28 protein-coding genes are annotated in these 26,425 nt (G+C 72.4%); 15 read left to right on the forward strand and 13 right to left on the reverse strand.

Translation table 11 applies throughout. The annotated features are described in order from the left end of the window. The first annotated feature begins 28 nt into the window (after nt 1-28). The 4 genes from ACFY0F_RS08185 (at nt 29) to ACFY0F_RS08200 (ending at nt 3,191) form a co-directional block, all read left to right on the forward strand. Complete coding sequence (locus tag ACFY0F_RS08185) at nt 29-442, forward strand: TlpA family protein disulfide reductase (RefSeq protein ID WP_388791323.1); 414 nt, start codon at nt 29-31, stop codon at nt 440-442. Nucleotides 443-650: 208 nt separating this feature from the next. Further along, nucleotides 651-1,160, forward strand: coding sequence for a flavin reductase family protein (locus tag ACFY0F_RS08190; RefSeq protein ID WP_388790690.1), 510 nt, complete (start codon nt 651-653; stop codon nt 1,158-1,160). A gap of 217 nt (nt 1,161-1,377) precedes the next feature. Continuing rightward, a complete protein-coding gene (locus tag ACFY0F_RS08195; protein WP_388790693.1) occupies nt 1,378-2,163 on the forward strand; it encodes an electron transfer flavoprotein subunit beta/FixA family protein in 786 nt (261 codons plus the stop codon). Between the two features lie 53 nt (nt 2,164-2,216). Further along, nucleotides 2,217-3,191: an electron transfer flavoprotein subunit alpha/FixB family protein gene (locus ACFY0F_RS08200; protein WP_388790695.1), complete on the forward strand. Its 975-nt coding sequence runs from the start codon at nt 2,217-2,219 to the stop codon at nt 3,189-3,191. Between the two features lie 55 nt (nt 3,192-3,246). On the opposite strand, the gene ACFY0F_RS08205 is transcribed toward ACFY0F_RS08200, so the two are convergent. Beyond that, nucleotides 3,247-4,140, reverse strand: coding sequence for an endonuclease/exonuclease/phosphatase family protein (locus ACFY0F_RS08205; protein ID WP_388790697.1), 894 nt, complete (start codon nt 4,138-4,140; stop codon nt 3,247-3,249). 192 nt (nt 4,141-4,332) lie between these two features. On the opposite strand from ACFY0F_RS08205, the gene ACFY0F_RS08210 reads away from it, so the two are divergent. Next, entirely contained in the window at nt 4,333-5,637 is a 1,305-nt protein-coding gene (locus ACFY0F_RS08210) for a DUF6986 family protein (protein WP_388790700.1), read from the forward strand. Between the two features lie 16 nt (nt 5,638-5,653). On the opposite strand, the gene ACFY0F_RS08215 is transcribed toward ACFY0F_RS08210, so the two are convergent. Beyond that, on the reverse strand, nt 5,654-6,394 hold the full coding sequence (locus tag ACFY0F_RS08215) for a hypothetical protein (RefSeq protein WP_388790703.1): 741 nt from the start codon (nt 6,392-6,394) through the stop codon (nt 5,654-5,656). A 7-nt stretch (nt 6,395-6,401) separates the two neighbouring features. Beyond that, entirely contained in the window at nt 6,402-7,451 is a 1,050-nt protein-coding gene (locus ACFY0F_RS08220) for a LacI family DNA-binding transcriptional regulator (protein WP_388790705.1), read from the reverse strand. A 203-nt stretch (nt 7,452-7,654) separates the two neighbouring features. Between ACFY0F_RS08220 and ACFY0F_RS08225 the strand changes: the two genes are divergently transcribed. Continuing rightward, nucleotides 7,655-8,608 carry an ROK family protein gene (locus ACFY0F_RS08225; protein ID WP_388790708.1) on the forward strand — a complete coding sequence of 318 codons (954 nt, stop codon included), beginning with the start codon at nt 7,655-7,657 and terminating at the stop codon, nt 8,606-8,608. 89 nt (nt 8,609-8,697) lie between these two features. Here the strand turns inward: ACFY0F_RS08225 and ACFY0F_RS08230 are convergent, their stop codons facing one another. After that, a complete protein-coding gene (locus tag ACFY0F_RS08230; RefSeq protein WP_388790710.1) occupies nt 8,698-9,552 on the reverse strand; it encodes a toll/interleukin-1 receptor domain-containing protein in 855 nt (284 codons plus the stop codon). A 161-nt stretch (nt 9,553-9,713) separates the two neighbouring features. Here ACFY0F_RS08230 and ACFY0F_RS08235 point away from each other — a divergent pair, with 161 nt between their 5' ends. After that, a complete protein-coding gene (locus ACFY0F_RS08235) occupies nt 9,714-9,902 on the forward strand; it encodes a hypothetical protein (protein WP_388790713.1) in 189 nt (62 codons plus the stop codon). Between the two features lie 134 nt (nt 9,903-10,036). Next, nucleotides 10,037-11,080, forward strand: coding sequence for an NUDIX domain-containing protein (locus ACFY0F_RS08240; protein WP_388790716.1), 1,044 nt, complete (start codon nt 10,037-10,039; stop codon nt 11,078-11,080). Here ACFY0F_RS08240 and ACFY0F_RS08245 read toward each other — a convergent pair. The 3 genes from ACFY0F_RS08245 to ACFY0F_RS08255 all read right to left on the reverse strand — a co-directional run bounded on the left by ACFY0F_RS08245 (nt 10,999) and on the right by ACFY0F_RS08255 (nt 14,063). Further along, nucleotides 10,999-11,541, reverse strand: a complete 543-nt coding sequence (locus tag ACFY0F_RS08245) for a hypothetical protein (RefSeq protein ID WP_388790719.1) — start codon at nt 11,539-11,541, stop codon at nt 10,999-11,001. The two genes, ACFY0F_RS08240 and ACFY0F_RS08245, sit on opposite strands and share 82 nt — an antisense overlap. A 312-nt stretch (nt 11,542-11,853) precedes the next feature. Next, nucleotides 11,854-12,645, reverse strand: coding sequence for an MBL fold metallo-hydrolase (locus tag ACFY0F_RS08250; protein WP_388790721.1), 792 nt, complete (start codon nt 12,643-12,645; stop codon nt 11,854-11,856). A 62-nt stretch (nt 12,646-12,707) separates the two neighbouring features. Next, nucleotides 12,708-14,063 (reverse strand): dipeptidase, encoded by a 1,356-nt coding sequence (locus tag ACFY0F_RS08255; protein WP_388790724.1) that lies wholly within the window; start codon nt 14,061-14,063, stop codon nt 12,708-12,710. A gap of 132 nt (nt 14,064-14,195) precedes the next feature. Here ACFY0F_RS08255 and ACFY0F_RS08260 point away from each other — a divergent pair, with 132 nt between their 5' ends. After that, nucleotides 14,196-15,437, forward strand: a complete 1,242-nt coding sequence (locus tag ACFY0F_RS08260) for a geranylgeranyl reductase family protein (RefSeq protein WP_388790727.1) — start codon at nt 14,196-14,198, stop codon at nt 15,435-15,437. Here the strand turns inward: ACFY0F_RS08260 and ACFY0F_RS08265 are convergent. Next, entirely contained in the window at nt 15,427-15,876 is a 450-nt protein-coding gene (locus ACFY0F_RS08265; RefSeq protein ID WP_388790730.1) for a nitroreductase family deazaflavin-dependent oxidoreductase, read from the reverse strand. The genes ACFY0F_RS08260 and ACFY0F_RS08265 overlap by 11 nt on opposite strands. 126 nt (nt 15,877-16,002) lie before the next feature. On the opposite strand from ACFY0F_RS08265, the gene ACFY0F_RS08270 reads away from it, so the two are divergent. The 3 genes from ACFY0F_RS08270 (at nt 16,003) to ACFY0F_RS08280 (ending at nt 18,748) form a co-directional block, all read left to right on the forward strand. After that, nucleotides 16,003-16,689, forward strand: coding sequence for a TetR/AcrR family transcriptional regulator (locus ACFY0F_RS08270; protein WP_388790733.1), 687 nt, complete (start codon nt 16,003-16,005; stop codon nt 16,687-16,689). A 98-nt stretch (nt 16,690-16,787) separates the two neighbouring features. After that, nucleotides 16,788-18,086, forward strand: a complete 1,299-nt coding sequence (locus ACFY0F_RS08275) for a sensor histidine kinase (RefSeq protein WP_388790736.1) — start codon at nt 16,788-16,790, stop codon at nt 18,084-18,086. Continuing rightward, nucleotides 18,083-18,748, forward strand: a complete 666-nt coding sequence (locus ACFY0F_RS08280) for a response regulator (RefSeq protein WP_388790738.1) — start codon at nt 18,083-18,085, stop codon at nt 18,746-18,748. The genes ACFY0F_RS08275 and ACFY0F_RS08280 overlap by 4 nt, the downstream gene beginning before the upstream one ends. Here ACFY0F_RS08280 and ACFY0F_RS08285 read toward each other — a convergent pair. Together ACFY0F_RS08285 and ACFY0F_RS08290 are read right to left on the reverse strand one after the other, a co-directional pair. Then, a complete protein-coding gene (locus tag ACFY0F_RS08285) occupies nt 18,709-18,993 on the reverse strand; it encodes a DUF6332 family protein (RefSeq protein WP_388790741.1) in 285 nt (94 codons plus the stop codon). The genes ACFY0F_RS08280 and ACFY0F_RS08285 overlap by 40 nt on opposite strands. 74 nt (nt 18,994-19,067) lie before the next feature. Beyond that, the gene (locus tag ACFY0F_RS08290; protein WP_388790744.1) at nt 19,068-20,564 is read right to left on the reverse strand and encodes an MFS transporter; all 1,497 of its coding nucleotides are present in this window, start codon (nt 20,562-20,564) and stop codon (nt 19,068-19,070) included. Nucleotides 20,565-20,649: 85 nt separating this feature from the next. Here ACFY0F_RS08290 and ACFY0F_RS08295 point away from each other — a divergent pair, with 85 nt between their 5' ends. Beyond that, nucleotides 20,650-21,054: a MarR family winged helix-turn-helix transcriptional regulator gene (locus tag ACFY0F_RS08295; protein WP_388790747.1), complete on the forward strand. Its 405-nt coding sequence runs from the start codon at nt 20,650-20,652 to the stop codon at nt 21,052-21,054. Here the strand turns inward: ACFY0F_RS08295 and ACFY0F_RS08300 are convergent. Beyond that, nucleotides 21,040-21,777, reverse strand: a complete 738-nt coding sequence (locus ACFY0F_RS08300) for a maleylpyruvate isomerase family mycothiol-dependent enzyme (protein WP_388790749.1) — start codon at nt 21,775-21,777, stop codon at nt 21,040-21,042. The genes ACFY0F_RS08295 and ACFY0F_RS08300 overlap by 15 nt on opposite strands. 192 nt (nt 21,778-21,969) lie before the next feature. Between ACFY0F_RS08300 and ACFY0F_RS08305 the strand changes: the two genes are divergently transcribed. Continuing rightward, nucleotides 21,970-22,914 carry an SDR family NAD(P)-dependent oxidoreductase gene (locus ACFY0F_RS08305; protein WP_388790751.1) on the forward strand — a complete coding sequence of 315 codons (945 nt, stop codon included), beginning with the start codon at nt 21,970-21,972 and terminating at the stop codon, nt 22,912-22,914. A gap of 20 nt (nt 22,915-22,934) precedes the next feature. On the opposite strand, the gene ACFY0F_RS08310 is transcribed toward ACFY0F_RS08305, so the two are convergent. Then, nucleotides 22,935-24,194, reverse strand: coding sequence for an MFS transporter (locus tag ACFY0F_RS08310; protein ID WP_388790753.1), 1,260 nt, complete (start codon nt 24,192-24,194; stop codon nt 22,935-22,937). Between the two features lie 282 nt (nt 24,195-24,476). Here ACFY0F_RS08310 and ACFY0F_RS08315 point away from each other — a divergent pair, with 282 nt between their 5' ends. Continuing rightward, the gene (locus ACFY0F_RS08315) at nt 24,477-25,322 is read left to right on the forward strand and encodes an LLM class flavin-dependent oxidoreductase (protein ID WP_388790755.1); all 846 of its coding nucleotides are present in this window, start codon (nt 24,477-24,479) and stop codon (nt 25,320-25,322) included. Nucleotides 25,323-25,334: 12 nt separating this feature from the next. On the opposite strand, the gene ACFY0F_RS08320 is transcribed toward ACFY0F_RS08315, so the two are convergent. Further along, complete coding sequence (locus ACFY0F_RS08320) at nt 25,335-26,384, reverse strand: LacI family DNA-binding transcriptional regulator (RefSeq protein WP_388790757.1); 1,050 nt, start codon at nt 26,382-26,384, stop codon at nt 25,335-25,337. Nucleotides 26,385-26,425: the final 41 nt, after the last annotated feature.

Consider the following 26,425-nt stretch of genomic DNA (forward strand, 5'->3'; position numbering starts at 1 on the left):
TGCAGTCTCGTGAATGCTTGTGCAGGTGATGACCGGACTGGTGGTGTGCGTCGCGGCGCTCGCGGTGGCGGGCGCCTACGGAGTGCTGCAGCGGCGACGGAGCGGGAGAGTGCGGGTGCGCGGGCGGGACGACGGCAAGCGGCTCGGGGTGGCCGAGCTGGGCGGCGAACTCGGCGAGCGGGCAACGCTCGTACAGTTCTCCAGCGCCTTCTGCGCGCCCTGCCGGGCGACCCGGCGGGTGCTCGGCGAGGTCGCCGGGATGGTCCCCGGCGTCACCCATGTCGAAATCGACGCCGAGGCCCGTCTGGACCTCGTGCGCGAGCTGGAGATCCTGAAGACCCCCACCGTACTGGTGCTCGACGCCGAGGGCCGGGTGGTGCGGCGTGCCACCGGCCAGCCGCGCAAGGCCGATGTGATAGCCGCGCTCGGGGAGGCCGTGTGACGGCCGGACGCAGGAGGACGAGGCACCTCCCGGATCACGGGACGTACTTGACTGCGCGTGCCAACCATCGTCAGCCTGGCCGTATGCCTACGGAACTCCTTCTCTTCGGACGGGTCCACGTCGACCTGGCCCGCACCGCGAGCGCGCGCTGTCCGGGCTGTTGAGCAACGACGGACCCCCACGCCACCTCCCGGAGAAGGACAACTCCATGACGGCCACGCCCGATCTCGGCACCATCCAGCTCGCCTCGCCCGACCTCCTGCGCGCCACCTTCCGCCGGCACGCCGCAGGCGTCGCGGTGATCACCGCCGCCGGTGACGCGGGCCCGGTCGGCTTCACCGCCACCTCCCTCGCCTCCGTCTCCGCCGAGCCCCCGCTGCTCTCCTTCGGCATCGGCACCGGAGCCTCCAGCTGGCCCGTGCTGGCGCAGGCCGACCACGTCGGCGTCCACATACTCGGCGAACACCAGCAGGAGCTGGCCGCCACCTTCGCCCGTAGCGGCGCCGACCGGTTCGGCGCGCCCACGGCCTGGCGCGAGGGCCCGGAAGGGGTGCCGGTGCTGGACGACGTGCCGGCCTGGCTGGTCTGCCGGATCGTCGGGCGGGTCCCGGCCGGGGACCACCGCATCGTGCTCGCCGAAGTCCTCCTCGGCGACCCCACCGGCGACGGCCGCCCCCTGCTCTACCACCAGGGCGGCTTCAGCGGTCTGCGGGATTGATCACGCCGCCCCCTCCTGCGAAGCGGTCCGATTCCGGTTACGCTGCGTTGCGAAGGTCACAGTTCAAAGCGCTTGCTCAGCGGGAACGAACTGAGTGTACTGACGAGTAATATTTCGTTCGGAGCGCGCGGTCGCCCCGACCGGGACCGGCCGCTTGAGGCGCCTATGCTGCCTGCAAGAGGCAGACCGGAAATGACGATGCAGTAGGAGAGCCGGCGTGAGCTTGAGGATCGTTGTCACTGTGAAGTACGTGCCCGACGCCACTGGCGACCGGCACTTCGCCGATGACCTGACCGTCGACCGGGACGACGTGGACGGTCTGCTCTCCGAGCTGGACGAGTACGCGGTCGAGCAGGCCCTGCAGATCGCCGAGGACGCCGACGACGCCGAGGTCACCGTGCTGACCATCGGCCCGGAGGACGCCAAGGACGCGCTGCGCAAGGCGCTGTCCATGGGCGCCGACAAGGCGATCCACGTCGAGGACGACGACCTGCACGGCACCGACGCCATCGGCACCTCCCTGGTGCTGGCCAAGGCCATCGAGAAGGCCGGCTACGACCTGGTGATCTCCGGCATGGCCTCCACCGACGGCACCATGGGCGTCGTACCGGCGCTGGTCGCCGAGCGTCTGGGCGTCCCGCAGGTCACGCTTCTGTCCGAGGTCTCGGTCGAGGACGGCACCGTCAAGGGCCGCCGTGACGGTGACGCCGCCAGCGAGCAGCTCGAGGCGCAGCTCCCGGCCGTCGTCTCCGTCACCGACCAGTCGGGCGAGGCGCGCTACCCGTCCTTCAAGGGCATCATGGCCGCCAAGAAGAAGCCGGTGGAGTCCTGGGACCTGTCCGACCTCGACATCGAGGCGGAGGAGGTCGGCCTGGACGGTGCCTTCACCAAGGTCGAGGCCGCGAACGAGCGCCCGGCCCGCACGGCCGGCACGATCGTCAAGGACGAGGGCGAGGGCGGCAAGCAGCTCGCTGAGTTCCTCGCGGGCCAGAAGTTCATCTAGGCCCCCTGAGTCGCTGACCGCCCCGCAACTTCGTTTCGCAGGAGAGCAATCCCATGGCTGAAGTCCTCGTCTACGTCGACCACGTGGACGGTGCCGTCCGCAAGCCCACCCTGGAGCTGCTGACGCTGGCCCGCCGCATCGGCGAGCCCGTCGCCGTCGCGCTGGGCAACGGCGCCGCCGACACCGCCGCCGCCCTCGCCGAGCACGGCGCGGTGAAGGTCCTCACCCACGAGGCGTCCGAGTACACCGACTACCTGGTCGTCCCGAAGGTGGACGCCCTGCAGGCCGCCGTCGAGGTGGTGTCCGCCGGGGGCTCCCTGGCCGCCGTACTCGTCCCGTCCTCCGCCGAGGGCAAGGAGATCGCCGCCCGTCTGGCGCTGCGCATCGGCTCCGGCATCATCACCGACGCCGTGGACCTCGAGGCCGGCGACGAGGGCCCGGTGGCCACTCAGTCGGTGTTCGCCGCGTCCTTCACCACCAAGTCCCGCGTCATCAAGGGCACCCCGGTCATCACGGTCAAGCCGAACAGCGCGTCCGTCGAGGCCGCCCCGGCCGCCGGCGCCGTCGAGGCGCTGTCGGTGTCCTTCTCCGACAAGGCCACCGGCACCAAGGTCACCGGCCGTACGCCGCGTGAGTCGACGGGCCGCCCGGAGCTGACCGAGGCCGCGATCGTGGTCTCCGGTGGCCGCGGCGTCAACGGCGCCGAGAACTTCTCGATCATCGAGGCGCTGGCCGACTCCCTCGGCGCGGCCGTCGGCGCCTCGCGCGCCGCGGTGGACGCGGGCTGGTACCCGCACACCAACCAGGTCGGCCAGACCGGCAAGTCGGTCTCGCCGCAGCTCTACATCGCCAACGGCATCTCCGGCGCCATCCAGCATCGCGCCGGTATGCAGACCTCGAAGACGATCGTGGCGGTCAACAAGGACGCCGAGGCCCCGATCTTCGACCTGGTCGACTACGGCGTCGTCGGCGACCTGTTCGACGTCGTCCCGCAGCTCACCGAGGAGATCAAGGCCCGCAAGGGCTGATCGCCGCCAGGCTGTCCGAGGCCCCCGTGACCGCGCCGGTCACGGGGGTCTTCGTTCACCCCAGGGTCACGGAGGCCTGCACGGGAAGGTGGTCGCTCGGGAACCGGCCGTCGTGCGCGTAGGTGTTGACGGCCGCCCGGTGCGTGGTGACGCCCGGACCGGCCAGGATCCAGTCGATACGGTCGCCGCCCTGGGTCAGCGGCTGGTAGCCGTGGAAGGTCCCGTACGCCTCGCTCCGCTCGGCCGCCGCGTCCCAGGTGTCGACGAGTCCGGCGCCCAGCAGAGTGTCGTAGACCTGGTTCCCGTGGGCCGCCGAGTTGAAGTCGCCGGTCACGAGGAACGGCCTGGAGAGCCCGAGTTCCGTGATCCGCCGGGCGACGAGCGCCGCGGCACGTTCGCGGGCGTACTGGCTGCGGTGGTCGAGGTGGGTGTTGAGGAGGTGGAACTCCCGCCCGCCGTCGTGCAGATCACTGAAGCGGACCCAGGTGGCGATACGGGGGAATGCGGCGCCCCAGGTGTTCGAGGCGATGACCTGGGGGGTGTCGGAGAGCCAGAACGTGTCGTGCTCGACGGGAGCCAGGCGCCGGGTGTCGTAGAAGACCGCCACGGCCTCGTCGTGGCTGCCGCCCCGGCGGCCGGTGCCGATCCAGTCGTAGTGCGGTCCGAGATCGGAGTGGATGTCGCGCAGCTGCTGGTAGAGGCCCTCCTGGGTGCCGATGACGTGGGGTGCCTCCTGGCGTAACAGCGCCCGCATCACCGGGCGGCGAACGGCCCAGCTGTTGGGGTCGGTGGTGCCCGCCACACGCAGGTTGAACGTCATGACGTCCAGACGACGGCTGGTCTGCCCGGCGGCGGAGGCCGCCAACGCACCGAGCAGCGGCACGGTGATCGCGGCGGCCAGCGTCGTTCTCAGGCCCGCGCGGCGGGTCATTCTGCTGGGGTCCGGCATGTGATTCCCTCCCGATGGATCAGGATGAAGGGGTGGGCCGCCCAGCGAAAGAGGGCCCAGAGGATCTCTGGGCGTCGGGAGTGAACGCGGTGGCTCCGGCCGTGGACGCGGTGTTGACCGGTGAGAAGACGCGCCGATAACTTCGCGCTACGGATTGTTGATTCCGTAAGGCGGAAACCAGGAGGCTGTGGCATGGGGCAGGCCCGACAGGAGCCGGTGGCGACCAGCCTCGCGGGTGCCGTCACCGAGGAGATCAGTGCCTCCCTCGCCCCGGTCGACGCGGAACTGGAACGCCGCTACCCCGGGGATCCCGGCACCCGGCAGCCCGTGCACACCGTGTACGTCCCCGCCGACGTCCTCGCCGCCGACACCGTCCGTTCCTGGGGCGACCGGGCCCTGGCGGCCCTGGACGAACACGCCCCGGACGCCGCCTCCTTCGCCGCCGTCCTCGGGCTGGGCGACGAACTGGCCGCCCCGGTGTACGACCGGGTCCGCGCCAAGCTGGAACGCGAGCCGGTCGAAGACCTGCGCATCGACTTCGAGGACGGCTACGGCTCCCGCCCCGACGCCGAGGAGGACGAGGCGGCGGCCCGTGCGGCCCGTATCGTCACGGAAGGCTACGAGAAGGGGACCGGGGCCCCCTACATGGGCATCCGGATGAAGTCCCTGGAGGCTCCGGTGCGCCACCGGGGCATCCGCACCCTCGACGTCTTCCTCACCGGCCTGGCCGAGGCCGGCGGCCTCCCCGACGGGCTCGTGCTGACGCTGCCGAAGGTCACGTATCCCGCACAGGTCACCGCCATGGTCCGGCTTCTCGAGGCGTTCGAGAAGACGCGAGGCCTGGAGCCCGGCCGGATCGGCTTCGAGATCCAGATCGAGACCAGCCAGGCCGTCCTCGCCACCGACGGCACCGCCACGGTCGCCCGTCTGATCCAGGCAGCCGAGGGCCGCGCCACCGGACTGCACTACGGCACTTTCGACTACAGCGCCTGCCTCGGCGTCTCCGCCGCCCACCAGGCCAGTGACCATCCCGCGGCCGACCACGCCAAGGCGGTCATGCAGGTCGCGGCGGCGGGTACCGGCGTACGCGTCTCGGACGGCTCGACCAACGTCCTGCCGGTCGGCGCCACCGAAAAGGTCCACGACGCCTGGCGGCTGCACTACGGCCTCACCCGCCGCGCCCTGGCCCGCGCCTACTACCAGGGCTGGGACATGCACCCGGGACACCTGCCCACCCGCTATGCAGCCGTCTTCGCCTTCTACCGGGAAGGCTTCGAACAGGCGGCCGCCCGCCTGGCCCGGTACGTCGGCCGGGCGGGCGGTGACGTCATGGACGAACCCGCCACCGCCAAGGCCCTCAGCGGCTATCTGCTGCGCGGCCTGGACTGCGGCGCCCTGGACATGGCAGAAGTGACCCGGCCGACCGGACTGACCCGGGCCGATCTGGAGGCCTTCGCGGCACCACGCCGGGGCGGCCTGACGGCGCCGGCCGGGTAGGCCCCAGCCCTCTCCCTCAGCGGACGTACCGTTCGAGCCCGGACTCCGTCACCCACTTGTGCTCGGCGAACAGCCGCGTGCCCCGTGCGCACAGCCGGGCATCGGCGCGTGCCCGTGCGCAGAACTGCTCGGCCGTGACGCCGAACAGCTCCCGCAACGGCGCCGATCCCAGCAGCAGTTCGGTGAGCAGCGCCCGCTGCCCGGGGTGGGCACGCGGTGCTCCGGTGCCGTCGTGCAGCACGCCGTGCCGGTTGACGTACACGTACGCGCCGGGCAGTGCGGAGCCGTCCGCCGGCTCGATCCGCACATCCGGTGCGGGGAGCCAGGCGCGGGCGTAGTTGCCCCCGGGCAGCGGCACGCCCTCGCTGGCGTCGATCACGGCCAGTTGCCGCTCGTCCGGCCAGATGACGAACAACTCCCGCCACACCTCGGGCGCGCGGACGGGGGAGGCGGACACATAGCCCATCCGGCTCACGTGCGCGGAGACTCCCACGTCGAGTCCGGTCACCCGCGTCCTGACCATGGGCAGCGCCGAGGTGATCCCGGCCCGGGCCAGCTTGTGGCGAAGCTGGCCGGGACAGGCGTTGGAGCCGACCGCCACGACCGGCGTCCGGTCCTCGTGCACCGGCCGGTCGAGCGGCAGCATCCGGTCCCCGAGCAGCAGCCCGGAGTCGGCCGGCCAGGCGCCCGGATAGCTCAGCGGGTCCTCGCGCGGTACCTCGGCCAGGCCGAGTTCCTCCAGCGTGCGGCCCTTCACCGGTGGCTCAGTCCGCCGGCGGCAGCTCGCCCGAGCCGCGGGTGATCAGCCGGGTCGGCAGCTCGATGCGCTCCGGAGCGACGAGCGTGCCGTCCAACTGCTGGAAGAGGCGTTCGGCGGCGGTACGGCCGAGCGCGGCCGCGTCCTGGGCGACGACCGTGACGCCCGGCCGGAGCAGGTCGGCGAGCTCGATGTCGTCGAAGCCGACCAGGGCGACCCGGCGGCCGTGCTCGGCGAGGACGCGGATCACGGTCACCGTGACCCGGTTGTTGCCCGTGAAGACGGCGGTCACGGGGGAGGGGCCGCAGAGCATCTCCTCGGCGGCCCGGCGCACCCGCTCGGGATCGGTGGCGCCCAGGGACATCCAGGACGCCTCCACGGGGATCCCGGCGTCCTCCATGGCCGCCCGGTAGCCGCGCAGCCGTTCGGCCGCGGTGTGGATGCGGGGCATGTCACCGATGAACCCGATCCGGCGGTGGCCGTGGGAGATGAGATGGGCGACACCGGTCCGCGCGCCACCGAAGTTGTCGGACAGTACGACATCGGCGTCGATGTTCCCGGCCGGGCGGTCCACGAACACGGTGGCGACGCCCGCCTTCATCTCCGGCTCCAGATACCGGTGGTCGTCCCCGGCCGGGATGACCACCAGGCCGTCCACCCGCCGTGCGCACAGCGCCAGCGCCAGTTCCTGCTCGCGGTCGGGGTCCTCGGCGCTGGAACCGTTGATCAGCAGGGCACCGTGGGCCCGGGCCACCTCTTCCACTGCGCGGCTGAGTGGCCCGTAGAAGGGGTCGGCGAGGTCCTCCAGGACCAGACCGATGCTCGCGGTGCGGCCCTTGCGCAGCACCCGGGCGCTGTCGTTGCGGCGGAAGCCCAGCGCGTCGATGGCCTCCTGGACCCGGCGTTCGGTGTCCGGGGTGACCCCCGGTTCGCCGTTGACCACGCGGGAGACCGTCTTCAGCCCGACGCCGGCCCGGGCGGCCACGTCCTTCATGGTCGGACGGTTGCCGTAGCGGTTCCCGGAGGGGTGATCCGCTCGGCGGATGGTGTCGGGCACGATGCGCTGTCCTGTCCTGTCGTCCTTGTTTTCCACGGGGGTAGTGCGTCGCTCATCGGTTTGTATGAGGATGTGGCGTCGAGCATAGAACCTAGACAACGTTGTCAGGCCCGGGAGAGACTGTCCACTGCAATCTCCGGCCCGCGCCCCCACCGTGACCGGCCCGCCCTTCTTAACCTGGTTGATGGGGAGATATCACACTCATGTACACCGACCTCGTGGCCGCGCTGGACATCGGCGGCACCAAGATCGCCGGAGCGCTGGTGGACGCCCACGGCGAGATCCTGGTGCGGGCGCAGCGCGCGACGCCCGCCCGGGAGGACGGCGACACCGTGATGCGGGCCGTGGAGAAGGTGCTCGGTGAGCTGACCGGGTCGCCCCTGTGGGCGCGTGCGAGTGCCGTCGGTATCGGCAGCGCCGGTCCGGTGAACGCCGCCACCGGCACGGTCAGCCCGGTGAACGTGCCGGGCTGGCGGGACTTCCCGCTGGTCGACCGGGTGCGGGCGGCCACCGGAGGCCTGTCCGTGGAGCTGATCGGCGACGGCGTGGCGATCACCGCGGCCGAGCACTGGCAGGGTGCCGCCCGGGGCCATGACAACGCGCTGTGCATGGTGGTCTCCACCGGCGTCGGCGGCGGCCTGGTGCTGGGCGGGCGGCTGCACCCCGGCCCGACCGGGAACGCGGGCCATATCGGCCACATCAGCGTCGACCTCGACGGCGACCCGTGCCCGTGCGGCTCCCGCGGCTGTGTGGAGCGCATCGCGAGCGGCCCGAACATCGCGCGGCGCGCGCTCGAGAACGGCTGGCGGCCGGGCCCGGACGGCGACGCCTCGGCCGCTGCGGTTGCCGCCGCCGCCCGGGCCGGCGACCCGGTCGCCGTGGCCTCCTTCGAACGCGCGGCACAGGCGCTGGCCGCCGGGATCGCGGCCACCGCGACCCTCGTCGAGATCGACGTCGCGGTGATCGGCGGCGGTGTGGGCAAGGCGGGCGACATCCTCTTCGCGCCGCTGCGCAAGGCCCTCGCCGGCTACGCGACCCTCTCCTTCGTCCAGGGCCTCACCGTGACCCCCGCCCAGATGGGCACGGACGCCGGCCTCGTGGGCGCCGCCGCGGCCGTACTGGCCCGCGAACCGGACGCTACGGCGGCGGGGGTCTGACAGGGGCGAGCAGGAGCCTTCAGTCCCTGAACTGCGCTCTTCGGTCCCGCCCGGACGAAGGACTGGGGATCGCCCCTTCGCCGCGCATGTCACCGAGCATGAGCTCGGGATCCCGGACACCGGCCAGTTCCGCGAAACCGAGGGCGTACACCCGGATGCCCGCTTGAACAGACCAGCACCGGGGCACCATGCGAGGTCGGTCGCCACACTGACCGCCGCTCCCGACGGCACCGCCCAGCGAGAACGAGAAGGACCGACAGTACGGCGATGCCGCCGACGAGGAACTGGCGCGCCCGGCGCAGCTGCACTATGTGGTCCCCGTACAGAACGTCCTTGTCCATCGAGCGCAGGGGCGCCGCGATGGTTGCGCATCCGTTCAGCAACTCTGTCCGGGCCCGGTCGCGCTGGGCTCGGCTGAGCCGTCCCTCCGGGGACTTCTGGCCCGACAGGTCGACCCACAGCGGTTCCGCGGTGAACGCACCCCGCAGCGCCTGCGGAAGAGGCGTGTCGTCGGTCCAGTCCCAGTCTTGCGAGGTGTCGTTCCAGCGGATCGTGCCCGCGGTGAGGACGAGGATCATGTCGCTGGTAGACCGGTTCTCACGCCACCACTGCACTTCCCTGCCCACCCACTTCGACCGGCTGGCCTCGGGGGACAGGAGCAGGATGAAGCGCCGGGAGCGGGCGAGCGCCTCCTCGATCACCCGCTGGGCGTCCGCGTCCGCGGACAGACTGGTGAAGTCGCGGAACAGCCGCAGCCGTCGGCGCCGGTAAGCCGGCAGACCCATGCGTTCGACGTGGTGTTGGAGCGTTGCGGCCAAATCGCCGTCGGCGGCCGTGCTGTAGGAGATGAACGCGTCGTAGGCGAAGGCGTGGGCCTCCGGGTGACCCCGTTGATCCGACCGATCGGACTGCGGCTGCGCCGGGTGGGTGTCCGGATCCCTCATACGTGCGCCCGTCCCCTCACCACGGCACCGACCTTCCCCTCCGATGCGCCGGCGCACTGATGGTGACAAGGTAGCCGCACGATGTGGCCGTCGCCGTCGTTTCGACCGGGATGGTCCGGATCCGGCGTGACTCCCGGCCCCGCTGCGCAGTTGATCCGGGCATGAAGAAGCGCAGCATGCTCGCCATCGCCTCCCTCGCCACCGGGTTCGTGGTGGCCGCCATCACCCCGTCGCCCGCAGCGGATCACGACGTCCATGGGGACCCGCACGTCTCCCACACCCTCGGCACGGCGGAGAAGGGCATCGGCGAAGGCTCCGCCCCGGACGACGAAGCCCCGTCCCAGCAGTAGTCCGGCCCGCTCGTACCGCGCGGTGCCGTCGTCCCGTCCGGCGGGGCGGCGGCATCGCGCCCTCTACTGGCGGTGGTTTCCGTGGCAGTGTGGAGCGGGCAAGCCACAGGGGGCCAACAGAAGAGGGGGAGCCCGTGACCGTCGTCTGGATCAACGGCGCTTTCGGTGCGGGGAAGACCACGACCGCACGGGAACTGATCGAGCTGATCCCGAACAGTGCGCTCTTCGACCCCGAGGTCATCGGCGCAGCGCTCACGCACCTGCTGCCGCCCAAGCGCCTCGCCGAGGTCGGCGACTTCCAGGACCTGCCGATCTGGCGACGGCTCGTGATCGACACGGCGGCCGCGATGCTCGCCGAGCTCGGCGGGACCCTCGTGGTTCCGATGACCCTGCTGCGCCAGGAGTACCGCGACGAGATCTTCGGTGGTCTCGCCGCCCGCCGTATCGCTGTGCGACACATCCTCCTCGCCCCGGCCGAAACGATCCTGCGTAAGCGAATAGCGGGGCGGGAGGTCCCCCCGGACCTCGCCGACGGCGAGATGCGGGTAAGGCAGTGGTCGTACGACCACATCGAGCCCTATCGCGCGGCCCTGGCCACGTGGCTCAGCGTCGACGCCCATCCCGTCGACACCAGCGCCCTCACCCCGTACGAGACGGCCGTCCGTCTCGCCGAGGCCGTGGGCGGCGGGGAGGTGCCGGTCTGCGACATCGTGCAGACCCCGGAGCCCACCGCGGCGACCCTCGCCGCGGGCGTCCTGCTCTTCGACGAGCGGGACCGGGTACTGCTGGTCGACCCCACCTACAAGGCCGGATGGGAGTTCCCCGGCGGGGTGGTCGAACCCGGCGAGGCACCCGCCCGGGCCGGCATGCGCGAGGTGGCGGAGGAGACGGGGATAAGGCTGGACGAGGTACCGCGGTTGCTCGTCGTGGACTGGGAGCGGCCGGTGCCCCCCGGGTACGGCGGGCTGCGGTTCCTGTTCGACGGCGGGCGGCTGGACTCCGCCGAGGCCGGACGGCTGCTGCTGCCGGGACCCGAGCTGCGCGACTGGCGTTTCGCCACCGAGCAGGAGGCCGCCGACATGCTGCCGCCCGTCCGCTACGAGCGGCTGCGCTGGGCGCTGCGGGCGCGGGAGCGCGGTGCGGCGCTGTATCTGGAGGCGGGTGTCCCGGTCGGCTGACGTTCCGGCGAACATACGCCGATTTGGCGATACTGGTACGTGGTGTAGGCGCGGTAGTAGCCACGGTGCCGGTCGAAGAAACCGCGTTCGTCCTCGGCGAGCCGGAACCGGGAGCTGAGGGAGAGGCCGTAGTCGGCGAGGTAGAGCCGGCGCCCGTCGGTGAGGATGTTGCGGAAGTGGGCGTCCATGTGGAGGAGCCGGTGCTCGTGGAGGAAGTCCGTGAGCTCCGCCAGGCCCGCCGCCATGGTGCACGCTGCGTCGGCCGATCCGGTGTGCAGCCGGGCGTCGAGCCAGTCGTGCAGGGTGTGCGGAATGTGCTCCAGGAACAGGGTCAGGCTCGCGGAGGCCGAGCGCAGGCCGTCGATGCGATCGGCGACGCCCTCGCCACCGCCCCAGTAGGCGACGGCCCGCTGCAGGTCCGCCAGTTCGTCCGGCAGGGGCGGCGCGGTGTCGGGCAGCACCCGCCAGTGGTGCAGCAGCGGGAAGCCCGGGAAGTGCCCGGCCGCACCCAGTTCGTCGTCATCGTGTGCAGCGCGAGTTCCCGCCAGGCGCCGAAGCCGGGACTGCCGACGGCGCCGATCCCGTAGTGGAGCTGCGGCGGCAGGCCGAAGAGGTTCGCCGTGGACCGTACGTGGTCGGGCCGCCGCTCCAGGTCGGTCAGCGGCACCCGCTTCACGAAGACCTCGTTGCCCTCGACCGTGATCCGCACGGCTCTTCCGCCGATCCCGGTGCCCAGCGCTGTGCCGGCCGCCACCCGTTCGGCCAGTTGCCGGTCACTGAGAAGGCTCAGGGGAGTGGCGATCCCGGTGTGGACGGCGAGGCGTGCGGGGAGGGGCACACCGCCATGGTCGGCCAGGCATACCGCACGTGTCCGCCGCTTTGCGCAGGATCGCCGATGCCCGCCCGAGAACCGGATCACCGTGACCGAAGCAGGCCACGTCCGTGTCGAGGTCCGCCAGCCGGTGGAAGGAGGCGACTGTCCGCGCCCGGTCGAGGTTGAGGACGCCGAGCATCACCGCCCCCGTGCCCGGTGCCGCCGCCACCGCGTCCCCCGTGAACAGCACTCCGTGCCGGGGGAGATGGACGGCGATGCTGCCGTGGGTGTGCCCGGGGGCGTGGACGATTCGGGCGCCGCCGCCGAAGTCGAGGACGTCGCCGTCGGCGAGTTCGGTGACGTGTCCCGGGGCGACCGGCTCATCCGGTGGCAGGTGTGTGAGGGCTTCGGCGTGGATCGGCCGCTCCCAGTCCTCGAACACCGGTGGGGGGCCTTCGGCTTCCCCACGGACGACCGGTGCGTCCAGGCCGTGCGCCAGCACCTCGGCGCCGGTCAGGGCGGCCAACTCACCCGCCGCGCCTGCGTGGTCCCAGTGGAAGTGGGTCAGCACTATCCGCCGTAGGGCCGACGGCTTGGGCCCGAGCGCGGTGACCGCGTCGGCGATCGCCGCGCCGGCGCCGGGCGCCCCGGCGTCGATCAGCGTCAACTCCTCGCCGTCGCGCCAGAGATAAGCCTGGCCGACCGGGAAGCGCAGCAGGTGCAGGCGAGGGGAGAGCTCGATGACGTCCATGCGCCGACCGTAGGAAGGGCCCCCGCCCGGGGGCGAGGGCCCTCTGCCGTGGGCAGAGCGGTTCAGCCCGCCGCGTACAGCGTGAGGAAGTGCGCCTCCGCCACCGCCAGACGCTCCAACTCCTCCGGCGAGACGCTCTCGTTGGCCGCGTGGATCTGGGCCTCCGGCTCGCTCAGGCCGATGAGCAGGATCTCGGCCCGCGGGTAGAGGGCCGCGAGGGTGCTGCACAGCGGGATGGAACCGCCCTGCCCGGCGTACTGCATCTCCTGGCCCGGGTAGGCGACCGCCATCGCGTCGGCCATCGCCCGGTACGCGGGGCTGGCGGTGTCGGCGCGGAAGGCCTGGCCCTGGCCGACCTGCTCGAAGCTCACCCGCGCGCCCCACGGAGTGTGCGCCTCCACGTGGGCCTGGAGCAGCTTGGTCGCCTCGGCGGCGTCCACGCCCGGCGGCACCCGCAGGCTGAGCAGGGCGCGGGCGCGGGCCTGCACGGACGGGGTGGCGCCGACGACCGGCGGGCAGTCGATGCCGATCACGGTCACGGCCGGCTTGGCCCAGATGCGGTCGGCGACCGTGCCGTCACCGATCAGGCCGACCCCGTCGAGCACCTTGGCGTCGGCACGGAACTGCTCCTCGTCGTACTGGAGGCCTTCCCAGCGGCTCTCGGACTCGAGTCCGTCGACGGTGGTCGAGCCGTCCTCGGCGCGCAGCGAGTCCAGGACCCGGATCAGCGCGGCCAGCGCGTCCGGGGCGGCGCCGCCGAACTGGCCGGAGTGCAGATTGCCCTCGAGGGTGTCGATCTGCACACGGACCATCGTCATCCCGCGCAGGGTCGTGGTGACCGTCGGCAGACCGACGCGGAAGTTGCCGGCGTCGCCGATGACGATCGTGTCGGCCGCCAGCAGCTCGGGGTGCTGCTCGGCGTACCGCTCCAGACCGCCGGTGCCCTGCTCCTCCGAGCCCTCGGCGATCACCTTGACGTGCACGGGCACACCGCCGTTCGCCTTCAGGGCGCGCAGCGCGAGCAGGTGCATGATCACACCGCCCTTGCAGTCGGCGGCCCCGCGGCCGTACCAGCGGCCGTCGCGCTCGGTCAGCTCGAAGGGCGGGGTGACCCAGGCGGCCTCGTCCAGCGGCGGCTGCACGTCGTAGTGCGCGTAGAGCAGAACCGTTTTGGCGCCCTCCGGGCCCGGCAGGTACCCGTACACCGACTGGGTGCCGTCCGGGGTGTCGAGCAGGGCCACGTCCTCGAAGCCCTCGGCGCGCAGCGCGTCGGCGACCCAGTTCGCGGCGCCCTCGCTCTCGCTGCGGGGGAACTGGTCGAAGTCCGCGACCGACCTGAAGGCCACCAGCTCGGTGAGCTCCGCCCTCGCCCTGGGCATCAGGGCCGCGACGGTCCCGGCGAGCGGATTCGACGACATGGGCACGCTCCTTGTGGGTGCGACGTTGTACCTGCGAGTGCACCGATCCTCCCACAGTGGCCTGCGGCGACGTGCGCCGTAGGATGCGGGGGACAGGTGCGGCAGACGGCTTGATCGGAGCAGCGGACCATCGTGAGCGGCGAGAACTCTTCGGCGGACGACGACGTGCAGCGGGTGTGGGACGTCGTCGTGGTGGGCGCGGGACCCGCGGGGGCCTCGGCCGCCTACGCGGCGGCGGTCGCGGGACGACGCGTGCTGCTGCTGGAGAAGGCGGAACTGCCCCGCTACAAGACCTGCGGCGGCGGCATCATCGGCCCGTCGCGCGACGCCCTGCCGCCCGGCTTCGAGCTGCCGCTGCTGGACCGGGTGCACGCGGTCACCTTCTCGAACAACGGGCGTTTCACCCGTACCCGCCGCTCCAAGCAGATGCTGTTCGGGCTGATCAACCGGCCCGAGTTCGACCAGCAGCTGGTCGACCACGCCCAGAAGGCGGGCGCCGAGCTGCGCACGGGCGTCACCGTGACACGGGTCGAGCAGCACGGCTCGGCGGTGCCGGACCGCCGTACGGTCGCCGTCGTCCTGCAGGGCGGCGAGACACTGCTCGCGCGCGCGGTGGTCGGCGCCGACGGCAGCGCCAGCCGCATAGGCGCGCACGTCGGGGTGAAGCTGGACCAGGTCGACCTGGGCCTGGAGGCGGAGATCCCGGTGCCGGAGACGGTGGCCGAGGACTGGAAGGGGCGGGTCCTCATCGACTGGGGGCCGATGCCCGGCAGTTACGGGTGGGTCTTCCCCAAGGGCGACACGCTGACCGTCGGGGTGATCTCGGCCCGCGGCGAAGGCGCCGCCACCAAGCGGTACCTGGAGGACTTCGTCGCCCGCCTCGGGCTCGCCGGCTTCGAGCCGAGCATCTCCTCCGGGCACCTGACGCGCTGCCGCGCCGACGACTCCCCGCTCTCGCGCGGCCGGGTCCTTGTGTGCGGGGACGCGGCCGGGCTGCTGGAGCCGTGGACCCGCGAGGGCATCTCCTTCGCCCTGCGGTCGGGGCGGCTCGCGGGGGAGTGGGCGGTCCGGATCGCCGAGGCGCACGACGCCGTGGACGCCCGCCGGCAGGCCCTGAACTACGCGTTCGCGATCAAGGCGGGGCTCGGCGTCGAGATGAGCGTCGGCAAGCGGATGCTGGCGGCGTTCGAGCGCCGGCCCGGTCTGTTCCACATGGCCCTCACCGGCATCCGGCCCGCGTGGAAGGCCTTCAAGGACATCACGCAGGGATCCACGTCGCTGGGCGAGCTCGTCCGCACGCATCCGATGGCCCAGCGCGCCCTGACCGCGCTGGACCGGCGGAACCCGGCCCCGGGTGACACCGTCAGCTCTTGACGGTGATCCTGAACACCGGGTGGTCGGGGGCTATGCGGCGCATGTCGTCATCGGGGGAGTCGGGGCCGACTCCATCGAAGAAGACCCCGACCTCGGCCTTCCAGCGCTTGAGGTAGGCGCGCAGGAGCGGGACCTTCTCCTCGTCGGCGACCTCTTCCGCGGTGAACACGTCCACGTTCTTGCCCAGGTGCAGTTCGCCGCCGCCGGCCGCGCGCATGTTGTGTGTCCACTGGACGTGGCCGCGCGGGGCGAGCAGGTACTGCCGCCCGTCCACGGTCAGCAGGTTCACCGGGGTGGTCCGCCACTCGCCGCTCTTGCGGCCGCGGACCGCCAGGACCCGGGAGCCCCACACGCTGATGCCGCGACGGGTCAGCCATGCGACGAAGCGGTTGAAGACGTTGACGGTGAACCAGCCGGGCTTCTTGACGTGCGTGGACATGAGACCCCCTGCATGTGGGAGAGCGGTGCTCTCGCTTTAGGAGGAGTCTGCACGAGACCGGCCACCTTGGCAAGAGCACTGCTCTCTCTTGTGTGCAGTGCTCTCCACCGTGGCAGACTGTTCCTCATGAGCACCGCAAAGGGCGCCCGTGCGCGGGCCAGGATCGAAGTCACCGCGGCCATCAAGGACGCGGCGCGCAGACAACTCGCCGCCGAGGGCGCCGCCAAGCTCTCCCTGCGCGCGGTGGCCCGGGAACTCGGCATGGTCTCCTCCGCGCTCTACCGCTACTTCCCCAGCCGCGACGACCTGCTGACCGCGCTCATCATCGACGCCTACGACTCCCTCGGCGAGGCCGCCGAGCAGGCCGACGCCGCCGCCTCCGACGCCGCTCCCGTGGCCCGCTGGACGGCGGTCTGCGAAGCGGTGCGCGGCTGGGCTCTGGCCCACCCGCACGAGTACGCGCTGATCTACGGCTCGCCCGTCCCCGGCTACTCCGCCCCCCAGACCACCGTCCGCGCCGCCGCCCGCGTGGGCCTCGTACTCATCGGCATCGTCCGGGACGCCCACCAGGGACCCGGCCTCGCCGGTCTCTCGCTCCCCGCCGAACTGCGCCCCGAAGCCGAACGCATGGTCGCCGACTTCGCCCCCGACCTTCCTCCCGAGGCGGCGACCGCGCTGGTGGCGGCCTGGGCGCAGTTGTTCGGCCTGGTCGGGTTCGAACTGTTCGGGCAGTTCCACCGGGTGGTCGAGGACCGGGAGCCCTTCTTCCGGCACGCGGCGACCGGGCTGGCGCACGGAGTGGGGCTGAGGTAGGTCCCCGCACGGCGGGGCGCCGTACTTCCCGGGGAGTACGTGTGATCACCACGCCCGGCGGACGCCCGCCCGCCCGGCCGGCGTCTAGCGTGGCGGTCATGGAAGAGCAGCGCGGGCGGCGGCTCCGGCCCGGCCGAAGGGAGCGGCCGGGACCGTGGTCCGGCCGATGGCACGGCCCGGGACCGTGGCCCGGCCGGTGGCACGGCCCGGGACCGTGGTCCGGCCGGTGGCACGGCCCGGACGGCACCGAAGTCCCGGGCGCGCACTGGCCGTGGCGCTCCACCGTGCTGTTCACCGTCTTCGTGCTGGTCGGCTCCGGCTTCGCCGAGCACCAGCAGCCGGGCCGCGAGCCGCTCGGCGTCCCCGGGCGGGTGCTGCTGCTCGTGGCCTCGGGCCTGCTGCTGTGGCGGCAGCGGCACCCGGTGGCCGTGGCGTTCGGCACCGCCACGGCCGCACTGGTCTACCTGGCCGCCGGTTACCCCAACGGGCCGGTGTACCTGGCGGTCGTCGTGAGCTGCTTCAGCGCGGTCGTCACCGGACACCGCCGTGCCGCCTGGGCGTCCCTGGGGCTGCTGTGGGCCGGGCACGTCCTGGTCGCGCTCTGGCTCTACCGCCTGCTTCCACCGCCGCACGACAAGGGAACGGGCATCGGCCCGGAGGTCGTCGTCGCCGCCTGGGTGCTGGCCGTCCTCGCACTGTCGGAACTGGCCCGGGTACGGCGCGAGCAGTGGGCCCGGGAGCGCGCCGACCGGGCCCAGGCGGCCCAAAGACGCGCGGACGAGGAGCGGTTGCGCATCGCCCGGGAACTGCACGACGTCCTGGCGCACAGCATCTCCGTGATCAACGTGCAGGCCGGCGTGGGCCTCGCACTCCTGGACAGCGACCCGGAGCAGGCGCGGGCGGCGCTCAGCACCATCAAGGACGCCAGCAAGGAGGCGCTCGGCGAGGTGCGCCAAGTCCTCGCCACCCTGCGCGCGCCCGGAGACGCCCCCCGCGCCCCGGCACCCGGCCTGGACCGGCTGCCGGAACTGGTGGAACAGGCGGCGAGCGCGGGCCTCACCGTCGAGGTCGAGGTCGAGGGCGAGCCGCCGCGCCTGCCGCCCGGCGCCGACCTCGCCGCCTTCCGGATCGTCCAGGAGGCGCTCACCAACGTCGTACGCCATTCCGTCTCGCGGCACGCGCGCGTACGCCTCGGGCACGACGGTGACGTGGTGCGGCTGGAGATCGACGACGACGGCCCCCCGACCGGTGCGCAGGCGGGCGGCAGCGGCAACGGGCTCGCCGGAATGCGGGAGCGGGCCGCCGCGCTGGGTGGCACGATCGAGGCGGGCCCGCGCCCCGACGGCGGCTTCCGGGTGCTCGCCGTACTGCCTGCGTACCCCAGGGAGGGCCAGTGATCCGGGTACTGCTCGCCGACGACCAGTCGCTGGTGCGGGCCGGTTTCAGGGCGCTGCTCGACGCGCAGCCGGACATCGAGGTGGTCGGGGAGGCGGCGGACGGCGAGGAGGCCCTCGGCAGGGTCCGCGCACTGCGCCCGGACGTCGTCCTCATGGACATCCGCATGCCGCTGCTGGACGGCCTGGCCGCGACCCGCCGGATCACCGGCGACGCGGGCCTGAAGGACGTCAAGGTGGTCATGCTCACCACCTTCGAACTCGACGAGTACGTCTTCGAGGCGATCCGCTCGGGTGCCTCCGGGTTCCTGGTCAAGGACACCGAGCCGGACGAACTCCTGCGCGCCGTGAGGGCCGTGGTCGACGGCGACGCGCTGCTGTCGCCCGGCGTCACCCGCCGGCTGATCGCCGAGTTCGCGGCCCGTTCCAAGGAGCCCGCGGCAGCGGACGCCCTCGCCGCGCTCACCGAGCGGGAACGGGAGGTGATGGCGCTGGTCGGCATCGGCCTGTCCAACGAGGAGATCGCCCGCCGCCTGGTGGTCAGCCCGCTCACCGCGAAGACCCATGTGAGCCGCACGATGGTCAAGCTGGGAGCCCGGGACCGGGCCCAACTGGTGGTGCTGGCCTACGAGTCCGGGCTGGTGCGACCGGGCTGGCTGGGCTGAGCACGCTGCCCGAAGCTCACCAGCACACCCACCACCCGGGCGACGAAGGCGAGGGCCGCCAGCGTGCCGCCGACGCGCAGCAGCACCGTCGAGAGCATGCGCGGCAGATCGAAGAGGAGGGCCGGCCCACCGACGGCTCCGAAGGCGACCCCCGCCACCAACACCGCGCTGAGCAGCGCGTACCCGATCTCGACGGTCCAGGCGTCCTGCTCGCTCTTGTTCCGTCGTCCCCCGTACCCGTCCATCCGCCCAGTTTCACAGGCGTGCGCCCGGCGGAGCAACCAACTCCGGCCGGGCGCACGCGAGGAGGCGTTCCCCGTCAGTCGCGGACCGCCACGCGCTCCGCGTCCGCCTCCCTCTCCACGGTGGACCCGGCGACCACGACGGTCCGCTGCGGGACCCGATGGCCACGCAGTCCCGTGAGGGTGATCAGGAGCCCGGCGAGGGCGATGCCCGTCACCACGAGCAGCCCCGGACGGTAGCTGTCGAGCACGGCCCGCGGGGTGGCGTGGGCCGGGGCGCGGGCGGTGATCACGGCCGTGACGACGGCCAGGAAGATCGCGCCGCCCACCTGGACCGAGGTGTTGAGCAGCCCGGAGACCATGCCCTGCTCGTGGTCCTCGACCCCGTTGGTGGCCTGGATGTTGAGCGAGGGGAAGACCAGCGCGCAGGCGGCTCCGATCAGCAGCATCGACGGCAGGATCACCACCGCGTACACCGGGTCGAGATCGACGCGCAGGAACAGGGCGTACCCGGCGACCATCAGCGCGAAGCCCGCCGCGATCAGCCGCGTGGTGCCGAACCGGTCGACGATCGAACCGACCTTCGTCGAGGACACCGCGACCAGCGCACCGGCGGGCAGGAAGGCGAGCGCCGTGTGCAGCGCCGACCAGCCGAGCAGGGACTGCATGTACAGGGTGACCAGGAACTGGAAGCCGACGTAGCTGCCGAAGAACGCCATCGCCCCGAGCTGGGCCCGCACCTGCTGCCCCGAGCCCAGCACACCCAGACGGATCAGGGGGCCGGGCGAGCGCCGCTCGACGACGACGAACACGGTCAGCAGCGCCGCGACCGCCAGGAAGGACAGCAGGGTACGGGCCGACGCCCAGCCGGCCTGCGGTGCCTGCACCACGGTGAAGACCAGCAGGAGCATCGAGGCGGTGCCGAGGACGGCGCCGGGGATGTCGTACCCGTTGTGGTCCTTCTCGCGGGTGCTGCGCGGCAGCAGTTTCAGTCCGGCGAGCAGCGCGAGCAGTGCGATGGGCGCGGGCAGCAGCATGGTGAGGCGCCAACTGGCCTCGGTGAGCAGGCCGGAGAGCACCAGGCCCATGGAGAAGCCGGTGGCCGCGCAGGTGGTGTAGATCGACAGGGCGCGGTTGCGCAGCGGCCCCTCGGCGAAGGTCGTGGTGATGATCGACAGGCCCGCCGGTGCGGTGAACGCGGCGCTCAGCCCCTTGACGAAGCGGCTGGCGATCAGCAGCGGCCCCGAGTCGACCAGTCCGCCGAGCAGCGAGGCGATCGCGAACACGCCCAGGGCGACCAGGAAGACCTGGCGCCGGCCGAGGAGGTCGGCGGTGCGGCCGCCGAGCAGGAGCAACCCGCCGTAACCCAGGATGTAGCCGCTGACGATCCATTGCAGCGTCGACGTGGACAGATGGAGGTCGGAGCCGATGGAGGGCAGGGCCACGCCGACCATCGACACATCGAGCGCGTCCAGGAACATCGCGGCGCAGAGCACCAGCAGGGTGCCCCACAGCCGGGGGGTCCAGCGGACCGCCGGGGACGGGACCGCGGGGGTGGTGAGCGGAGAGGTCATGCCGGAGAGGCTACATGCGCATGCATGAGATGCAAACGCATTTAATTACGATGCAACAAATGGGTTTCTCTGCTAACGTGCGCTCATGGCGGCGAAGAAGGCCGAGCAGGAGCTCGTGAACCAGTGGCGGGACATCCTGGCGCTGCACGCCCGCACCCAGTGCGAACTCGACCGTGCCCTCCACGGACACGGCCTGTGCGCCAGCGACTTCGAGGTGCTCGACCTGCTCTCCGAGGGCTCCGCGGCGGACGGCGGCTGCACCTATCGCGTGCAGGAGATCGCGGACCGCATCCACCTCAGCCAGAGCGCTCTGTCCCGCCTGATCGCCCGCCTGGAGAAGGACGGGCTCCTGCAGCGGGCCATGTGCGCCGAGGACCGGCGGGGCGTCCGCGTGACCCTCACCGAGAAGGGGCGCGCGCTGCACGGCGAGGTACGGCCGGTGCAGCGCGCGGTGCTGACCCGGATGCTGACCGACTCAGCCGATCGCTGAGGTCTCGCGCCAGAGGGTGGCGAGCCCGGCGTCGCCGGTCACCCTGGGCACGGACAGCCGGTTCCACAGCGCCAGGTACAACTGATCGGCCGGACCGGCCAGTTCGGCCTCCGCGTCGCCCGACTCGCCGAGGACGGCGACGGGCGGCCGGTCGGACAGCCGTACGGTCCACACCGCGTCCGCGTCCAGGGCCCGCACCCGCAGAACACGCGGCCGGTCGGTCCGGACCCCGCTCCTCGGCCGGGCGTGGAATCCGCGCAGCAGCTCGTCGACGCCGTCCACGGCGAAGTCGGTGGCGATCCGGGACGCCGTGCCCCCGGCCGCCGACTCCGCGTCGTACCGGTGCACGGTCGTCTCGTGCGCCTGCCGCCGCGTCCAGAAGGCCAACGGTGAGGCGCACGGCGCCGGATGAAAGGTCCAGCACGCCACATCGGGCGGCGCGGCGGCCAGCGTCCCGACGAGTCGCCGGTGACTGTCGAGGTACCAGCTCACCAGCTCGTCCCCGTCGAGATCGGGGCCGTCCCCCAGCGGACGCGGCTCGGAGAGTCCACCGGCGACGAACCCCGCCGCCCAGTGGTGCACCGCGCCCGTGTGCCGCAGCAGGTCCCGCACCTGCCACCCCGGGCAGGTCGGCACCTTCGCATCGGTCCCCGCCTTGACGGCGGCCGTGGCGAGCAGACGGCCCTCGTGGTCGAGGACGTGTAGGTAGTCGGCTGTGTCCATGGGGCGAGTGTGCCGGACGGGCCGGGCGGAACGGCACCGTATTTCGCTCCCGCCCGCCGCCTCGGTTCGCCGTCCGCGCGGGCTGTCGGTGATCCGTAGGCGATGTGTCGGTGGACGCCGGGAGTGTGGGCGGCGAGCGCGCTCCCCGGGAGCGTCCTCGACCCCGTCCCCAGCAACAAGGGAGCCTGCGCCATGCCGTCCGAATCCTCCGCCGCCCCCTGGGACGTACGGCGTCCGCCCCGCGCCGACGGCAGGGTCGTCCTGGTCACCGGCGGCAACGCCGGCATCGGGTACTTCACCGCCGAGCAGTTGTCGGCGACCGGAGCCACCGTGGTGCTGGGCAGCCGTGAGCCCGCGCGGGCCGAAGTCGCCATGGCCGCGATCCGCGCGCGTGTGCCCGGCGCACGGCTGAGTGCCGTACGGCTGGACCTCGCCGACCTGTCTTCACTCGAAGCGGCGGTGGCCTCCCTGGACACGGACCGCCTGGACGCGGTGGTCCACAACGCCGGGGTGGCGCTCGACGCCCCGCCGCGCAGGGAGACCGCCGACGGTCACGAGCTCATGTTCGGCACGAACCACCTCGGGCACTTCGCGCTCACCCACCGTCTGATGCCGCTGCTCTCGGCCGCGCCGGCGGCCCGTGTCGTGACCGTGGGCAGTTTCGCCGCGAAGTCCGAACGGCTCGACCTCGACGACCTCCAGTCCCGGCGGGACTACCGGCCGGGGCGCGCCTACGGGCGTTCCAAGCTGGCGCAGATGTACTTCGGCCTCGAACTCGACCGCCGCCTGCGCGCCGTCGGCAGCACGGTGACGAGCGTCGTGGCGCACCCGGGCGGCGCCCTGGACTCCCTCACTCCGTCGCGGCCGCCGGTCCATGTGCGCACCCTCGGCGAGGGCCTGCGTGCGGCACCCGCCGCTCTCGTCGTCCAGGGCAAGGACGCCGGGGCGTGGCCGGTGGTGCGAGCGGCGCTCGACCCGTCCGTGCGCGGAGGGCAGGTCTGGGGCCCGCGGATGTTCTCCTTGCGCGGCAAGCCCCGCTGCGAACCGTTGTGGAGCCACCTCTGCGACCTCTCGGTCGCGGCCCGGCTGTGGGACGTCAGCTGTCATCTGACCGGCGTCCGGCTTGGCGTTCTCTGAGCGAGGCCGGCCGTGATCCGTCACACGGCGCGCGTACTGGTTCCGGCACCGGGGTCGTGTCGCGTCCGACCGCCGACCGGGCGGCAGTCATCCGCCCACCGGGCCGCCGTCAGGCCGATCAGCGCCGCCACGGCCGCCAGTACGGCCACGCTCGTCAGCGCGGTGGGCAGCGAGAACCAGTCGGCCATGAAGCCGATCGCGGGCGGCCCGAGGAGCATGCCGCCGTAGCCGAGGGTGGAGACGGCGGCGACGCCGGAGGGGCCGGCCAGGCTGCCCGCGCGTTCCACGGCGACCGGGAACAGGTTGGCGAGCCCCAGTCCGGTGACGGCGAAGCCGATCAGCGCCGCCCAGACGGCGGGGGCGAGTGACCCCAGCAGCATCCCGGCGGCCGCGGTGCCGCCTCCGGCGATCACGGTCCGGGTCCGGCCGAGGCGTTCCAGGAGGGTCGTACCCGTCAGCCGGCCGAGGGTCATGGCGAGCGCGAAGCAGGAATAACCGACCGCCGCGACCCCGGCCGAGGCGTCGAGGTCCTGTTCGAGATGGAGGGCGCCCCAGTCGGCCATGGCTCCCTCGCCGTACGCGGTGCACAGGGCGATCAGCCCGAAGACGGCGACGAGTGCGCGGGTACGGCGGTCGGGGCGATGAAGGTGCCGCCGGGTGCCGTCATCGCGCGGCGGGCGATCCTCCGGAGCCCGGACGGCATGCCGCACCGGGGACTCGTGCCGCAGCAGCGCACGCCCTGCCACGGCTGTGACCAGCAGCCCGACCAGGGCCAGGCCCAGCAGATGGCGGGCGGGGGAGAGGGATCCCGCGACCAGCCCGCCGAGACCGGCGCCGAGCATGCCGCCCAGGCTGAACGCGGCGTGGAAGGTGGGCATCACCGGTCGCCGCAGCGCGGCCACCAGGTCGACGGCGGCGCTGTTGAAGGCGACGTTGATGCCGCCGTACGCCGCCCCGAACACCACCAGTACGGCCCCGAGCGCGGGCGCCGAGTGGACCAGCGGGGGCAGCGCGACGCTGAGGGAGAGCAGCACGGCGCACACCACGGTGACGGGGTGGCTGCCGTAGCGGCGGCACAGGCGCCCGATGAGCATCATCGTGACGACCGCCCCGGCCGACACCCCGAGGAGAGCGAGCCCCAGGGCACCGGCCGAGGCATGGGCCTGGTGCTTGATGGCGGGGATCCTGACCACCCACCCGGCGAAGATGAAGCCGTCCAGGGCGAAGAAGACGGTCAGGATGATGCGGAGTCGCGTGAGCGGGTCGCCGTCTCCCGGCACTGCGTTGTGCGATCGGGTTTTGTTTATTTGCGGCACAAACGCAGGGTAGGGGGGTGGCCGAGGCCGGGCAAGGGCTTCCGTGGAGGGCTGCGGAGCGCGCCGGACCGTCCTCGCGCGGGTTCGCCGATATCGGCTTGTCCCGCCGAATCAACTCGCCTTAGGGTGAGGCCACTTCGAAGTGACGTTCCCAGAAGCACGCCGCAGAGCGGAGCGTCCCACCTCGCTGAGGTGCCGGAGGGGCGGCAGCAGTCTTCGTCGACCCTTCCCTTCGGAGGTTTCCCCATGAACGTCGGTATCGGCCTGCCCATCGGTGACCCCGCCACCCTGATCACCTGGGCCCAGCGCGCCGACGCCGGGCCCTTCAGCACGCTCGGTCTGCTCGACCGGATGGTCTACGACAACCCGGAGCCCCTGGTCGCGCTCGCCGTCCTAGCGGGTGCCACCTCCCGCATCCGCGTCCAGACCGAGGTGCTGCTCGCCCCGCTGCGCGACACCGCCCTGCTCGCCAAGCAGGCCGCGACCCTGGACCGGATGACCGGTGGCCGTCTGGTCCTCGGCCTGGGCGTCGGCGGCCGGGACGACGACCACCAGGTCACGGGCACCGACATACGCACCCGGGGCCGGCGCCTCGACGAGCAGATGGCGGTGATGCGCCGTCTGTGGTCCGGTGAACCGTACGGCGACGGCATCGGCCCGATCGGTCCCGCGCCCGCCCGGTCCGGCGGTCCCGAGGTGCTCTTCGGCGGCTTCAAGCCCGCCGCGATCGAACGCGTCGCGCGCTGGGGTGACGGCTTCCTCGCCGCCGCGGCCCCCTCCTGGGCGGGCGGCCTGTTCGACACCGCCCGCAGGTTCTGGCAGGAGTACGGCCGCGACGGCGAACCGCGTATCGTCGCGCAGGTCAACGTCGCGCTGGGCTCCGAGGACGTGGTGCGCGAAGCCCGGGCCGCCATGCACGCGTACTACACCTTCACCGGCATGCCCGAGCGGATGGTGGCCGGCATGCTCACCACGCCCGCCGAGATCCGCGAGGCCGTCGCCGCCTTCACCGATCTCGGCGCCGACGAGGTGATGCTCTACTGCTACGGCCTCGACCCGGACCAGGTGGACCGCCTCGCCGACGTCCTGTGACGGGCCTTCCCGTCACCTCGGCGGCGCCGTTCCCGTACTCCGCCGGACCACCAGAGTCGCCGGCACCAGGTCGGTCCCCGGCCGCGAACCCCCACCGGTGCGTATCTGCTCCAGCGCCTTGCGGACGCAGCGGCGGCCCACCTCGGCGAAGTCCTGGTGCACGGTGGTGAGAGGCGGCACGAAGAACGCGGCGTCGGGGATGTCGTCGAAGCCGACGACGCTGATGTCCCCGGGCACGGAGCGGCCGCGTTCGTGGAAGGCACGGAGCAGGCCGAGGGCCATCTGGTCGTTGGAGGCGAACACCGCGGTGCACTCCGGGTGCTGGGCGAGGGCGAGGCCGGCCGCGTAGCCCGACTCGGCCGACCAGTCGCCGTGCATCGGCGGCGGTACGGGGCGTCCGGCCTCCTCCAGTGCCGCGCGCCAGGCCTGGGTGCGGCGCTGGGCGGCGAAGGACGTCTCCGGTCCCGTGAGGTGCCACACGGTCCGGTGGCCCAGGTCGAGCAGGTGCCGGACGGCCTTCCGGGCGCCGTCGGCCTGGTCGGTGTCGACCACGCCGTAGCGGTCGCCGGCGTCGGAGTCCACGACGACGACGTGCACGCCCGGCGGCAGTTGCACCGTGCCGGTGTCGAGGAGATGGATCTCCATGATGACGATGACGGCGTCGACGGCCAGCTCTCCCATCCGGGTGAAGGCCCCGAGCACGTTGTCCTGGGTGGGGACGTCGATGGGGATCAGCGTGATGGCGTACCCCTCGGCCGCCGCCTGCGTGGCGATCGCCTCCACCGTACGGCTGTTGCCCGTCGAGGACAGGCTGAAGAGGATCACGCCGATGGTGTTGAACTGCCCGTACCTCAGGGCGCGGGCCGCGCTGTTGGGCCGGTAGCCCAGTTCCCGCATCGCCGCGAGCACCTGCTCCCGGGTCGAGCCGATCACCCCGGGATGGCCGTTCGACACCCGGGAGACCGTCTGGGAGGAGACACCCGCGAGCTTGGCGACGTCGGCCATGGACACTCGCTGCTTCCGACGCCCGCCCGGAACACCGGAGCCGCCCCGCTCGACCACTCGTGCCTCCTCGACCCGTTCCCCGCCCCCGGGGTCTGTTG

It is taken from the genome of Streptomyces sp. NPDC001544, assembly GCF_042894285.1.
Lineage (GTDB): Bacteria > Actinomycetota > Actinomycetes > Streptomycetales > Streptomycetaceae > Streptomyces.